This window comes from Paraburkholderia sp. J41 (assembly GCF_905220235.1).
Lineage (GTDB): Bacteria > Pseudomonadota > Gammaproteobacteria > Burkholderiales > Burkholderiaceae > Paraburkholderia.
The window spans coordinates 248,957-262,124 of the sequence record NZ_CAJMZE010000004.1; the positions used below are offsets into that span (position 1 = coordinate 248,957).

At 66.8% G+C, this 13,168-nt stretch carries 10 protein-coding genes; 8 read left to right on the forward strand and 2 right to left on the reverse strand.

All coding sequences use genetic code 11. From position 1 onward, the window contains the following. The first annotated feature begins 42 nt into the window (after nucleotides 1–42). The 7 genes from ligD (at nucleotide 43) to U5805_RS06245 (ending at nucleotide 10,381) form a co-directional block, all read left to right on the forward strand. Nucleotides 43–2,835, forward strand: a complete 2,793-nt coding sequence (gene ligD / locus U5805_RS06215; RefSeq protein WP_322102571.1) for a DNA ligase D — start codon at nucleotides 43–45, stop codon at nucleotides 2,833–2,835. A gap of 504 nt (nucleotides 2,836–3,339) precedes the next feature. Further along, the gene (locus U5805_RS06220; protein WP_322102572.1) at nucleotides 3,340–4,368 is read left to right on the forward strand and encodes an AraC family transcriptional regulator; all 1,029 of its coding nucleotides are present in this window, start codon (nucleotides 3,340–3,342) and stop codon (nucleotides 4,366–4,368) included. Between the two features lie 133 nt (nucleotides 4,369–4,501). Further along, on the forward strand, nucleotides 4,502–5,611 hold the full coding sequence (locus U5805_RS06225) for a sugar ABC transporter substrate-binding protein (protein ID WP_322102573.1): 1,110 nt from the start codon (nucleotides 4,502–4,504) through the stop codon (nucleotides 5,609–5,611). An 82-nt stretch (nucleotides 5,612–5,693) separates the two neighbouring features. Continuing rightward, nucleotides 5,694–6,509: an ATP-binding cassette domain-containing protein gene (locus U5805_RS06230; protein ID WP_322102574.1), complete on the forward strand. Its 816-nt coding sequence runs from the start codon at nucleotides 5,694–5,696 to the stop codon at nucleotides 6,507–6,509. 11 nt (nucleotides 6,510–6,520) lie between these two features. Then, the gene (locus tag U5805_RS06235) at nucleotides 6,521–7,852 is read left to right on the forward strand and encodes an ABC transporter permease subunit (protein ID WP_322102575.1); all 1,332 of its coding nucleotides are present in this window, start codon (nucleotides 6,521–6,523) and stop codon (nucleotides 7,850–7,852) included. A 62-nt stretch (nucleotides 7,853–7,914) separates the two neighbouring features. After that, complete coding sequence (locus U5805_RS06240) at nucleotides 7,915–8,643, forward strand: SDR family oxidoreductase (protein WP_322102576.1); 729 nt, start codon at nucleotides 7,915–7,917, stop codon at nucleotides 8,641–8,643. 112 nt (nucleotides 8,644–8,755) lie between these two features. Next, nucleotides 8,756–10,381 (forward strand): FGGY-family carbohydrate kinase, encoded by a 1,626-nt coding sequence (locus U5805_RS06245; RefSeq protein ID WP_322102577.1) that lies wholly within the window; start codon nucleotides 8,756–8,758, stop codon nucleotides 10,379–10,381. A gap of 214 nt (nucleotides 10,382–10,595) precedes the next feature. On the opposite strand, the gene U5805_RS06250 is transcribed toward U5805_RS06245, so the two are convergent. Then, nucleotides 10,596–11,858 carry a multidrug effflux MFS transporter gene (locus U5805_RS06250; RefSeq protein ID WP_322102578.1) on the reverse strand — a complete coding sequence of 421 codons (1,263 nt, stop codon included), beginning with the start codon at nucleotides 11,856–11,858 and terminating at the stop codon, nucleotides 10,596–10,598. A 297-nt stretch (nucleotides 11,859–12,155) separates the two neighbouring features. On the opposite strand from U5805_RS06250, the gene U5805_RS06255 reads away from it, so the two are divergent. Then, nucleotides 12,156–12,419 (forward strand): DUF6723 family protein, encoded by a 264-nt coding sequence (locus U5805_RS06255; protein ID WP_322102579.1) that lies wholly within the window; start codon nucleotides 12,156–12,158, stop codon nucleotides 12,417–12,419. A gap of 148 nt (nucleotides 12,420–12,567) precedes the next feature. Here U5805_RS06255 and U5805_RS06260 read toward each other — a convergent pair whose 3' ends face one another. Then, the gene (locus tag U5805_RS06260; protein ID WP_322102580.1) at nucleotides 12,568–12,960 is read right to left on the reverse strand and encodes a BON domain-containing protein; all 393 of its coding nucleotides are present in this window, start codon (nucleotides 12,958–12,960) and stop codon (nucleotides 12,568–12,570) included. Between the last annotated feature and the right edge of the window lie 208 nt (nucleotides 12,961–13,168).

Sequence of the window (13,168 nt, forward strand, 5' to 3'; positions counted from 1 at the left end):
GCCTCGACGAAAGCCGCGTGCGCGCCATGAAGGGGAACTGCGATGAAGCACAAGCTCGAAGTCTACGAATCGAAACGGCGCTTCGACGCCACGCCGGAGCCGCGCGGCGGCACACCGCCGGGCCGTCGACGCGGCAAACGGGCCGCCAGGGACGAGGCCTCGTTCGTGATCCAGCGGCATGACGCGAGCCATCTGCACTACGATTTCCGGCTCGAACTCGACGGCACGCTCAAGTCGTGGGCCGTGCCGAAAGGGCCGAGCCTCGATCCCACGGTCAAGCGCCTCGCGGTGCAGGTGGAAGATCATCCGGTGGAGTACGGCTCGTTCGAAGGGCGCATTCCCGAGGGCAGTTACGGCGCGGGCATCGTCGACATATGGGACCGCGGCGTGTGGCACCCCGAGGGCGGCATGCGCGCGGCGCGCGAAGGCTATGCACAGGGCAAGCTCAAGTTCACGCTCGAGGGCGGCAAGCTGCACGGCGGCTGGACGCTCGTGCGCAGTCCCATGCATCGCGGCAAGCAGGAAAGCTGGTTGCTCATCAAGCAGCGCGACGAGGAGGCGGTTGCCGAGGACGAATTCAAGGTGATCGACGACGAAGCGGGCGCGCCGCCCAAGCGCGCGGCGGCGAAGAAACGCGCGGCGAAAAGCGCGGCCAGGGTATCGTCGACGAAAGCCGAAGCGTCGACGAAAGCCGAAGCGCGCGTGGCCCAGGCTGCCGCGCCGGCGCGCACCGGCGCTCGCAAAACCGCGCGCAAAGCCGCCAGCAAGACCGACGATAACACTGCCGATAAAGTCGCCGATAAAAACGCCGCCGGTAAAGCAGCCCACGACAAAGCCGCCGACACCGCCGCCGACCAAGCCGCGATGAAACCCGAAGGCGCCGTGCGCAGAAAGTTGCCCGCGACGCTCGCGCCCGAACTCGCCACACCCGCCGAAACGCCGCCGCAAGGCGATGCCTGGCTCTACGAAATGAAATTCGACGGCTACCGCGTGCTGGCGCGCATCGAGCGCAACGCGCGCGCCGACGCCGATGTGCGCATCTACACGCGCACCGGCAACGACTGGACCGCGAAGTTTCCGCGCCAGGTGGAAGCGCTGCGCGCGCTCGACGTCGAATCGGCGTGGCTGGACGGCGAGGCGGTCGTGCTCGACGCGCAGGGCGTGCCGGACTTCCAGGCGCTGCAAAATGCCTTCGACGAAGGCCGCGCGGAACGCATCGCGTTCTGGCTGTTCGATCTGCCCTGGCTCAACGGCATGGACTTGCGCGCGTGCTCGCTCGAAGCGCGGCGCAAGGCGCTGGAAGCCGTGCTGGCGAACCACGACGACGAGGCGCTGCGCTTTTCCGAAGCCTTCGAGGGCGACCCGCAAACCTTGCTCGCCGCCGCATGCGAGGCCAAACTCGAAGGCCTTGTCGCCAAACGGCGCGACAGTCATTACACGTCCACGCGCAGTTCGGCGTGGCTCAAGCTGCGCTGCTCGCAGCGCCAGGAATTCGTGATCGGCGGTTATACCGATCCGACGGGCAGCCGCGAAGGCTTCGGCGCGCTGCTGCTCGGCGTGTATGAAGGCGATGGCAAGTTGCGCTACGCAGGCAAGGTCGGCACGGGCTTCGACAACGCACGGCTGAAGTCCATCGCCAAGGCACTCAAGTCGCGCGCGAGCACGACTTCGCCGTTTGCCGCCGTGCCCGCCGTCGAAACGCGTGCGCGCGTGCATTGGGTCAAGCCCGAACTCGTGGGCGAAGTGCGCTTCAAGTCGTGGACGAGCGCGGGCGTGGTGCGCCAGGCGTCGTTCATCGGCTTGCGCACGGATAAGCCAGCGGAGGATATCGTGCAGGAAAAACAATCGGTGCCGGTCAGCAAGACGAAACAGTCGGCCGCGCGGCGTGCGCCGTCCGCATCCAATGATTCGGAATCCAGAACAACGGGCGGCGCGGCGAACGCGGCAACCCAGGTGAGCGGCGTGCGCATCTCCAACCCCGATCGCGTGATCGACGCGCAAAGCGGCCTGCGCAAGCTCGATCTCGTCCGCTATTTCGAATGGATCGCGCCGTGGCTGCTGCCGCATCTGAAGCAGCGGCCCGTGGCGCTCGCGCGCGCGCCCAAGGGCGTGGGCGGCGAACTTTTCTTCCAGAAGCACGCCACGAGGCTGGGCATTCCCCACGCCACCCAGCATGCCGATCTCGATCCCGGCCACGAGCCGCTATTGACGCTCGATTCGGTGCAGGCGCTGGTCGGCGCGGCGCAGATGGACACCATCGAACTGCACACCTGGAACGCGCTCACGACGAGCATCGAAAAGCCCGATCGCATCGTGTTCGATCTCGACCCCGACCCCGCGCTGGACTGGGCGCGCATGATCGAGGCGGCGCGGCTCACGCGCGAGCTGCTGGAGGCGCTGGGCTTGCGTTCGTGGTGCAAGACGAGCGGCGGCAAGGGCCTTCACGTGGTCGTGCCGCTCGCACGCCATGCAAGCTGGGACGAATCGAAGGATTTCGCGCATGCCGTGGCGAGCCACATGGCCGCCACGCTGCCCGATCGCTTCAGCGCCAAAGCGGGGCCGCAGAACCGCAAGGGCCGCATTTTCGTCGATTACCTGCGCAACGGGCGCGGTGCGAGCACGATCGCCGCGTTCGCACCGCGCGCGCGGCCGGGGCTGGGCGTTTCCGTGCCGATCGACTGGGACGAACTCGACTCCGTCACGCGCGGCGACCAATGGAACGTGGCGAATCTGCACGAACGGCTCGACGCGCTGCACGACGATCCGTGGCGCGATTACGACAAGGCGCGCCAGCGGCTCACGGCGAAGATGTGGCGCAATCTCGGCGTGGAGTAAGCCGCCCTTTTTTTGCGCGGCAACGCGCATGGCCGCCTGTCGCGCCTTCGGCCATCGCCTTCGGCGCCAATTTGCCGCGCGTGCCGCACGCCATGCCGCCCGACGATTTTCGATGCGCAGGCTTTCGACGTGCATTGTCCGCATCGCGCCGCGCAGCATTTGAAGGGCGAGCGGCCTTCGTGTGCTGCCCACGCGGTACGCGCGCTGGCCGGAACGCCACGAGCCTGGCACGCCCGCTCGCGGTGGCGAGAACCGATGCGCGAACGATGGTTCGCCGCGCGCCACCTGGCTGCGCTGGCCTGCTGCCTTGCACAAAAGTTGACACTTAAGCCCGCCAGGGCTTACCCGAATGCAAGAAAGTATCAGTCTGCGGTCTGATTTTCAGTGGCGACGCAGGTGCGCCGCGGGTAATTTTCGGTTATGGCGATTGGCGGCCGAGGTGCCGCCGGTTCAGCGTACAGGGCGTCGCACAAGAACAAGAGCGGTGCGGGAGGAGGACGGAACATGCAGACGATCGAGACCGGGCAGGGCGCGCGCCCGGACGAGAAGCCAGGCGCGAAGCCGGGCGCCGCGCCTACCGAGGCGCCCGGCGCCCGCCGCGCGCGGCTCTCGCCTCCGGACCTCGAACTCGTGGCCGTGCCGCGCGACGAGTCGTTCAAGGTGTGGTCGCATGGTTATCCGTATCGTACGGTGCGCTGGCATTTTCATCCGGAGTACGAAATTCATCTGATCACGGCTACCACGGGGAAATATTTCGTCGGCGATTTCATCGGCAGCTTCGCGCCCGGCAATCTCGTGATGATCGGCTCGAATCTGCCGCATAACTGGGTGAGCAACGTCGCGCCCGGAGAGCAGGTGGACGAGCGCTGCCTCGTGCTGCAATTCGATTCGGCGTTCATCGCGCGCGCCACGGAGGTGTTTCCCGAGTTCCGCCGCGTGGCGCCGCTGCTCGACGCCTCGCGCTGGGGTTTGCTGTTCACGCCCGAAACCGGCGCGGCCGCCGAGCCCATTTTGCGCGAGATGCTGCACGCGCAAGGCATGCGTCGCATCACGCTCTTTATCGCGCTGCTCGAATTGCTCGTGCAAAGCGCGGAGCCCGCGATGCTCGCGAGCGTGGCTTATCGAGCCGATCCCGCGCGCTATGCGGGCACGCGCATCAATCACGTGCTGGGGTTCATCGGCAAGAATCTCTCGCAGGAGTTGCGCGAAACCGAACTCGCGGCGCTCGCGGGGCAAAGCGTGAGCGCGTTTTCGCGCTATTTCCGGCGCCATACGGGCGTGTCGTTCGTGCGCTACGTGAACCGGCTGCGCATCAATCTCGCGTGCCAGTTGCTGATGTCGGGCGAGCACAGCATTACCGACATCTGCTATCAGGTCGGCTTCAACAATCTCTCCAACTTCAATCGGCAGTTCCTGTTGCTCAAGGAGATGTCGCCGTCGCGATGGCGTGCGTATCAGCGGCTCAACGCCGCGAGCGCAAACCCGGCCCGCGCGCCGGACGACGCCATGCACGGCGCGCAGGCTTTCGGCTGAGGCCGCTTGGTTCGAGGTCGATTCACACGCAGTGCCTGTAGCAAGTACGGCGCAAGATGCGCTCATCCGTGCGATGCGCCGGCCGTTCCAACCCGCCTTCATCGTCACATCAATCAATAAACGGAGACACTCGATGAACACACTCATGACGCAAGCGCGCACGCCGGCGCGCAAGACGATGCGCACGAAAGCCCGCAGGAAAGCGCGCCTGCAACTCCTGGCCGCCGCGTTAGGCCTTGCCGGCGCGAGCGCCGCCTATGCCGCGCCCAGCGGCACGGTGGCGTTCCTGATGCCCGATCAGGCGTCCACGCGTTACGAGCAGCACGATTTTCCGGGCTTCAAGGCCGAAATGGGCAAGCTCTGCCCCGACTGCAAGGTGCTCTACCAGAACGCCAACGCCGACGCCTCGCAACAGCAGCAACAGTTCAATTCGGTGATCGCGCAGGGCGCGAAGGTGATCGTGCTCGATCCGGTCGATTCGACCGCCGCCGCTTCGCTCGTGCATATGGCGCAGGGGCGCGGCGTGAAGGTGATCGCCTACGACCGCCCGGTTCCTTCCACGCCGGCCGACTACTACGTCTCGTTCGACAACGAGGACATCGGTAAGTCGATCGCGCAGTCGCTCGTGCAGCACCTGAAGGAAAGCGGCGTGGCGGCAAGCAAGGGGGGCGTGCTCGAAGTCAACGGCTCGCCCACGGATGCGGCGGCCGGGCTCATCAAGAAGGGCATTCACGAAGGGCTCCAAGGCAGCGGCTACAAGACGCTCGCAGAATACGACACGCCCGAATGGGCGCCGCCGAAAGCGCAGCAATGGGTGAGCGGCCAGATCACGCGCTTTTCCACGCAGATCGTGGGCGTGGTGGCCGCCAACGACGGCACGGCCGGCGGCACCATCGCGGCCTTCAAGGCGGCGGGCGTGAACCCGGTGCCGCCCGTGACCGGCAACGACGCCACCACGGCGGGGCTGCAACTCATCATCGCGGGCGACCAGTACAACACGATCCTCAAACCCAGCGAGATCGTCGCGGGCGCGGCCGCGAAAGTGGCCGTGGGCTTTCTCAACGGCCAGCCGGTCAAGGGCGAGACCACGCTGTTCAAGACGCCCACGCAACTCTTCAAGCCGGCCGTGATCACGCAGAAAAACCTCAAGGCCGAAGTGATCGACAAGGGTTTCGCGAGCGCGAAGGATCTCTGCACCGGACGCTATGCGGACGGTTGCAAGAAGCTTGGCATCGCTAACTAAAGCCGGGAATTCGCGTCCGGCGCGCGCGACGATGCGCGCCGGACGCGAAGCGCCACGATGACGACGAAGAGGTATTCCTTTCATGTCTGAGCCCTCCACCACGCAGTCCACCCGTGCGAAGCGCGGCGAACTGGTGCTGAGCCTGCGCGGCATCTCCAAACACTTCGGCGCGGTTTCGGCGCTCACCGATATCGAGCTTGACGTGCACGCGGGCGAAGTGGTCGCGCTCGTGGGCGACAACGGCGCGGGCAAGTCCACGCTCGTGAAGGTGCTCGCGGGCGTGCATCAGCCGAGCGCGGGCACCATCACGTTCGGCGGCCGCAGCGTGACGCTCTCCGACCCCGGCGCGGCGCTCGACCTGGGCATTGCCACGGTGTTTCAGGATCTCGCGCTGTGCGAGAACCTCGACGTGGTCGCCAACATCTTTCTGGGCCGCGAGCTGAGCCCGTACCGGCTCGACGAAGTGACGATGGAAGTGAAAGCGTGGACGCTCCTCAACGAGCTTTCCGCGCGCATTCCCAGCGTGCGCGACGTGGTGGCTTCGCTGTCGGGCGGCCAGCGTCAGACCGTGGCCATCGCGCGCTCGCTGCTGCTCGATCCTAAGCTCATCATGCTCGACGAGCCGACCGCCGCGCTCGGCGTAGCGCAAACCGCCGAAGTGCTGAACCTGATCGAGCGCGTGCGCGAGCGCGGGCACGCCGTCATCATGATCAGCCACAACATGGAAGACGTGCGTGCCGTGGCCGACCGCATCGTCGTGCTGCGGCTCGGGCGCAACAACGGCGTGTTCTACCCCGATTCGTCGAACGCGGACCTCGTGGCCGCGATCACGGGCGCGACCGAAAACGCCGTGTCGCGGCGCGCGGACCGCCGCCAGGCGCAACAGGACGTTCAATGAAAGGCAGCATCATGAGCAATCCTAATCAGCCCGTTTCCGGGCAGCCCACGCAGCCCACGCACGCCGCGCCATCGGCACCATCAGCACCGTCGACACCATCGGCACCGTCGGCGCAAGCCGCGCTGCTCGACCGCAGCGACGTGCGCGTGAAGCACGCGAGCGGCATCGGCGAAACGGTGTCGGCGTTCGTCGATCGCGTGCGTTCGGGCGATCTCGGCTCGCTGCCGGTCATCGCCGGGCTCGTCATCATCTGGACGGTCTTCACGAGTCTGAACCCCGTGTTTCTTTCCGCCGACAATCTCGTCAACATGCTGTTCGACTGCTCGACGGTGGGCGTCATTTCGCTCGGCATCGTGTGCGTGCTGCTGGTCGGGCAGATTGATCTTTCGGTCGGCTCGATGAGCGGCTTTGCTTCGGCGATGGTGGGCACGCTCTGGGTCAACGAAGGCTGGCCGGTGCTGCTCGCCATTGTCGCGGCGCTGGTGGTGGGCGCGGTCATCGGCGCGCTCTATGCGCTGCTGCTCAACTGGATCGGCATGCCGAGTTTCGTGTCCACGCTCGCGGGCCTGCTCGCCATTCTCGGCCTGCAACTCTACGTGCTGGGCGCGACCGGCTCGATCAATCTGCCGTACGGTTCGACCATCGTGAACTTCGGGCAGTTGATGGTGATTCCCGCCATGGTCTCGCACGTCATTGCGCTCTTGCCCGGCGCGGTGCTGTTGCTGCTCGGCATGCGCACGCGCGCGCGCCGTCACGCGGCGCGGCTTTCGGCGCCTTCGGTCGCGAGCCTCGTCACGCGCGCGGCCGCCATCACCGTGTTTCTCGAACTGGTGGTCGCGTACCTCAATCGCGGGCGCGGCGTGCCGCTCATGTTCGGCCTCTTTCTCGCGCTCGCCGTCGTCATGCAATACGCGCTCACGCGCACGCGCTGGGGCCGCTCCATGAACGCCGTGGGCGGCAACCACGAAGCCGCGCGGCGCGCGGGCATCAAGGTCGGCGCGATCTATACGAGCGCGTTCGTGCTGTGCGCGGGCTTCGCCGCATTGGGCGGCGTGCTCACGGCGGCGCGGCTCGCCTCGGCCAGCCAGCAAGCCGGCACGGGCGACGTCAATCTCAACGCCATCGCGGCGGCCGTGATCGGCGGCACGAGCCTGTTCGGCGGACGCGGCAGCGCGTGGTCGGCGGTGCTCGGCATCATCGTGATCCAGTCGATCGCAAGCGGTCTTACCTTGCTGAACCTGTCGTCGTCGCTGCGCTTCATGATTACGGGCGCCGTGCTGGCGATTGCCGTGATCGTCGATTCGCTCGCGCGCCAGTCGCGCGTTTCGCACGGCCGCGCGTAAGCGACGACGCATAACGCGCGCGCCTGCGAGCCCGCGCCTGAAACCTCTGAGGAGAGTCGTTCATGTCTGTATCCATCAACGGAAAAGTGGCCGCCATAACGGGCGCGGCCTCGGGTATCGGCTTCGCCTGCGCGCGCGCGCTGATCGACGAAGGCGCGAAGGTCGTGCTGATCGACCGCGCCGAGGACCGCCTCGCGCAGTGCTGCGGCGAACTCGGGCCGAACGCGTTCGCGCTCGCCATGGACCTGCTCCGGCCCGCCGATTTCGCCACCATGCTGCCGCGCATTCTCGACCTCGCGGGCGGTCTCGACATCTTTCACGCGAACGCGGGCGCCTATATCGGCGGCGAAGTGGTCAACGGCAATCCCGACGACTGGGACCGCATGCTGAACCTGAACATCAACGCGGCGTTCCGCTCGGTGCAGGCCGTGTTGCCGCACATGGTCGCGCAGAAGTCGGGCGACATCCTGTTCACGAGTTCGGTGGCGGGCGTGGTGCCGGTGGTGTGGGAGCCGGTTTATACGGCTTCGAAGTTCGCGGTGCAGGCGTTCATGCACACCATGCGCCGCCAGGTGGCCAAACACGGCGTGCGCGTGGGCGCGGTGCTGCCGGGACCCGTGGTGACCGCGTTGCTCGACGACTGGCCGAAGGCGAAGATGGACGAAGCGCTCGCGCAAGGCAGCCTGATGCAGCCGCAGGAAGTGGCCGAGGCCGTGGTGTTCATGCTCACGCGCCCGCGCAACGTGACCATTCGCGATCTCGTGATTCTGCCCAATAGCGTCGATCTGTGAACGCGATTACCCTGTACGCGCCTTTCGCGACGCCGAAGGGCGAGCCATTTGAATCCGTTTGAACCTGTTTGAATCCGCTTGAACCGCGGCGCGAACCACACACCGGGAAGTCATGACCACTCAACAGCAAGCGGGCGAACGCTACGCGATCGGCGTCGATGTCGGCACCGGCAGCGCGCGCGCCGGCATTTTCGATTCGCGCGGCCGCATGGTCGGCGCGGCCAAACGCGACATCACCGTATTCCACGAAAGCGGCGCCATCGTCGAGCAATCGAGCACGGAAATCTGGCGTGCCGTATGCGATTCGGTGAAGGACGCGCTCGCGCAGGCGGGCGTGGCGGCGGAGCAGGTGGCGGGCATCGGCTTCGACGCCACCTGTTCGCTGGTCGTGCTGGGCGAGGGCGGCCGGCCGCTGCCCGTCGGGCCTTCGGAAAACGCGGAACGCGACATCATCGTGTGGATGGATCACCGCGCGCTCGCGCAAGCCGAACGCATCAACGCGACGAATCACGACGTGCTGCGCTTTGTCGGCGGAAAAATCTCGCCCGAGATGGAGACGCCCAAGCTGCTCTGGTTGCTCGAACATCGCCCGGCGGTGTTCGCCGCGGCGTGGCAATTCTTCGATCTCGCCGATTACCTCACCTGGCGCGCCACCGGCGACCTCGCGCGCTCGACCTGCACGGTCACCTGCAAGTGGACGTATCTCGCGCACGAACGGCGCTGGGACGAAAGCTACTTTCGCACCGTGGGGCTGGGCGTGCTCGCCGACGAGCAATTCGCGCGCATCGGCCAGAACATCGTGGAGCCGGGCACGCCGCTCGGCCAGGGCCTGACGCCGCAAGCCGCCGGGCAACTGGGCTTGCGCGCGGGCACGCCGGTCGCCACGGGCGTGATCGACGCGCACGCGGGCGGCATCGGCACGGTGGGCGCGCAAGGGCGGCCGGAGGCGTGCCTCGCGTATGTGTTCGGCACCTCGTCCTGCACGATGACGACCACGCGCGATCCCGTGTTCGTGCCCGGCGTCTGGGGCCCGTATTTTTCGGCGATGGTGCCCGAGGCGTGGCTCAACGAAGGCGGGCAGTCGGTGGCGGGCGCCGCCATCGAGCGGCTCGTGGCGATGCATCCTCACGCGCACGAAGCGGCGCGGCGCGCGGCGCGCGAGGGGCAGCCGCTGCCTGCGATGCTGGCCGCGCTCGCCGCGCAAACCGCCGGCGGCGAGGGGCTGTCGGGCGCGATACGGCTTGCGGAGGGGCTGCACGTGGTGCCCGAATTTCTCGGCAACCGCGCGCCGTTCGCCGACCCGCACGCGCGGGCCGTGATCGCGGGCCTGAGCATGGAAACCGGCGTCGAAAGCCTGGTTGCGCTTTACGTGGCGGGCATCGCGAGCATCGGTTACGGGCTGCGGCAGATCATCGAGGTGCAGGCGCGCTCGGGTGCGCCCATCGAGCAGATCGTGATTAGCGGCGGCGCGGGGCGCCAGGATCTCGTGCGCCAGCTTCTTGCCGACGCCACCGGCAAGCCGGTGCTCGCCACCGCGGCCGAGGAGCCCGTGCTGCTGGGCGCGGCGATGCTGGGCGGCGTGGCCGGCGGGCTGTACGTGGACGTGCGCACGGCCATGGCGGCGATGTCGCAGATCGAGAAGGTCTACGCGCCCGCCTCGGGCGAGATCGCCGCGCGGCACGAGGCGCGTTATCGCGCGTTCACGCAGTTGCAGGACGTGGCGCGCGCGATTCGCTGATTGGGGCGACGGGGCCGATCCGCCGGGCTAACTCGTTGTTAGTTCGGCGAGTCGATTCGGTGAGTCGATCCATCGGATTGCCTGGCCGATTCGACTTGTCGCGCCGGTTTACTTGATTTATTCGATTCGCCCGGTTCGCCCGATTCGCGCAGTTCCGGTTCCGGCGCGTCCAGATTCGACGCGCTCACGCCGCATCAGATCGCATCATGCCGCATCACGCCGCCTCGCCGTTGCAGGGCGCGACGGCGGCGGCTTCGGCTTCCATCTGCGCGAGATGGCGCAATAGCTTCGTCGTCATCGTCACCACGGTCAAGGCGAGCAGCACGAAGAACACGGCGAGCGGCGTGAGCACGTGAACGGAGACGAAGCCCGCCAGCCCCATCATCGCCGAGGAAACCAGCAGCAGCGCGCAACCGAGAATCGCGCTCGTGAGCCCCGCGATGTGCGGAAACAGCGAGTTGCCCTTCGCCATGAAGGTCGGGTACATCGCGCCCGCGCACAGCCCCATCACCAGCACCGGCGCGGCCAGCGTCCACACGCGCAAGCCCACCGTGAGGCCCAGCGCCAGCATGACGACGGCCGCGCCCGCCATCACGCGCGAACCCCAGCGCAGGCGCTGCTCGGGCGACGGATAGCGCGGCCCCTGCACGCGGTTCGACAGTCCGCCGAGAAAATACATGAGCCCAATGCCGAGCGCGAGATACCCGAAGAAAGTCGGCGGCTTGTGCAGCGTGTTGAGCACCATGAACGGCCCGACCACGTTGAAGACGAGCAGGATCGCGTAGCACAGCCCCTGGGCGAGAAAGCAGCTTTGGAACACCGGGCTGGACAGCACCTTGCCGGTATTCGCGATCAACGTGCGCAGTTCGAGATGCACCGGCTGACGCAAGGTTTCCTGATAGCGCCACAGGATCGCCCACATGGCGATCGAGTAGATCAGCAGGAAAACGAGGCACGCCTGCCAGTCGAACCACTCCTGCAAATGCGCGCCGATCACGGGCGCGACGATCGGCGCGAGTCCCCACGTGATCGACATATAAGTGAACGCGTGTACGACGGCGACGCCCGTGAACGAATCGGTGATGATCGCCTTCGCGAGCAGATTGGTCGCCGCAATGCCGAAGCCTTGCAGGCAGCGCGCGAACACGAACACTTCCAGGTTGGGCGCGCACAGCGAAAGCACGCAGCCGACCGTGTAGACGATCAGCCCGAACGCGAGCACGCGCTTGCGGCCGAACGCGTCGGAGACCGGCCCGAACACGAGCTGGCCGAGCGAATACGCAGCGAGATAAACGGAGACGCTCGACTGGATGGCTTGCGGCGACGTGGAGAAATAGCGCGCCATGGCGGGCAGCGCGGGCACGTAAATGTCGATTGCAAGCTGGCCCGCCGACGCGAACAGGCAGATCAAAAACAGCAGGAAGCGCGGCGAATTCGCTGCGGCGGGCGCAACGGCGGCGCGAGGGTGGTCGTTCATGTGAGGCGCAGGGGGCGGATTAGCGGCGTCGCGGGCCAGGTGCGCTCCTTTCGCTGGCGAACGGGCTTGCGAGTGCAGGGGCGAGGGCGACGCTTTTTCGTGGCGAACGCGTATTTTGCCCGGGATTGGGCGCGGCCGTGCAAAGTCCGTCGCGGGCGAGGGGGCGCGCGCTCGCGAACGCGGCTTGCGTCCGCGCCCCGGCACCTCGCTGCAACGCACGCGGCGCGGGGATTCCAGCGAGCAGGCCCGACACTTGCGGTCGCTTGCGCATATCCCACGGTCATTGCGGAGTTGCCCATGTCAGGTAAAAGGCCGCAGCCGGTTGGGCGACGCCCGACCACGGCTGACGACTATGACGTTTTTTGCGGCGAGCAAATCGACAGCGCGGGCCGCTACTTCGGCCTGCTGCGCATACGCCGCAAGTTCGACGGACGGATCATCTATCCGTTCGAGGGCTGTTCGCGCCCCGGCCCCTGCGCAACCGGTCCGGACGCACGCCGCGCGGCGCTCGCGCTGGCCGACCAGCTGATCCGCGCCGATATCGCCACGCCCGAGCCGTAAGCGCGGGTTTCCAGGCGTTCGTGCGGCGCGGTGCGCGCGCCTCGTTTCGCGCATTACGCGTAACCCGCCTGAAGCCTGAAGCCTGAAGCCTGACGACTGACCACCGCGGCAAACGACTGCGTAACTACCGCGGAAACACAGAAACGAACTACTGCGGCGCTTCGTCGACCGCGAGCGTATTGCGCACGCCCACCACGTTGTCGATCTGCTTGACGGTGCGCTCGGCTTGCTCCTTCTGCGCGCGACGCGGTACCGCGCCGCTCAAGGTCACGACACCGGCGTCCGTCGTTACGTGGATGTTGCCCGAATCGAGGCCCGAGGCCGCGAGCAGCGCGGCCTTCGCCTTCGCGGTGATGAGCGCGTCGCCGCTTTGCTGGCCCATGCCCTGACCGCTGTTGCTGAGCGCATACGGCGGCGTGGACGCATTGGCCGGCCGCGCAGGCGTCTGGGTTTGCGCGAGCGCGGTTTGCACACCGGGCGCGGCGCACGCCAGCGCAAGCGTTGCCGTAAGCGCGGCGCGCGTGAATGCCGGAATGGCCATCGAAACTCTCCTTCGAAATGTCAATCGTCGCGCAACGCGCGTGCCGATCGCTCGTGTGATTGCTCGTGTGATTGCGCAGCGGCCGTTCGGGCCGCGCAAAACTGATTTCTCGTCAGGTGCGCATAACGGAGAAAATCGTTCTACGTCCATCCCGATATCGGCAGCTATTTTGGAAGCCGTTTTCCCGCGTCGACGCGTAGCATTGCCC

Bases quoted from the DNA above. Each gene is read 5' to 3' on its own strand.
- ligD (WP_322102571.1), top strand. From the start codon at position 43: ATGAAGCACAAGCTCGAAGTCTACGAATCGAAACGGCGCTTCGACGCC.
- U5805_RS06220 (WP_322102572.1), top strand. From the start codon at position 3,340: ATGCAGACGATCGAGACCGGGCAGGGCGCGCGCCCGGACGAGAAGCCA.
- U5805_RS06225 (WP_322102573.1), top strand. From the start codon at position 4,502: ATGAACACACTCATGACGCAAGCGCGCACGCCGGCGCGCAAGACGATG.
- U5805_RS06230 (WP_322102574.1), top strand. From the start codon at position 5,694: ATGTCTGAGCCCTCCACCACGCAGTCCACCCGTGCGAAGCGCGGCGAA.
- U5805_RS06235 (WP_322102575.1), top strand. From the start codon at position 6,521: ATGAGCAATCCTAATCAGCCCGTTTCCGGGCAGCCCACGCAGCCCACG.
- U5805_RS06240 (WP_322102576.1), top strand. From the start codon at position 7,915: ATGTCTGTATCCATCAACGGAAAAGTGGCCGCCATAACGGGCGCGGCC.
- U5805_RS06245 (WP_322102577.1), top strand. From the start codon at position 8,756: ATGACCACTCAACAGCAAGCGGGCGAACGCTACGCGATCGGCGTCGAT.
- U5805_RS06250 (WP_322102578.1), bottom strand. From the start codon at position 11,858: ATGAACGACCACCCTCGCGCCGCCGTTGCGCCCGCCGCAGCGAATTCG.
- U5805_RS06255 (WP_322102579.1), top strand. From the start codon at position 12,156: ATGTCAGGTAAAAGGCCGCAGCCGGTTGGGCGACGCCCGACCACGGCT.
- U5805_RS06260 (WP_322102580.1), bottom strand. From the start codon at position 12,960: ATGGCCATTCCGGCATTCACGCGCGCCGCGCTTACGGCAACGCTTGCG.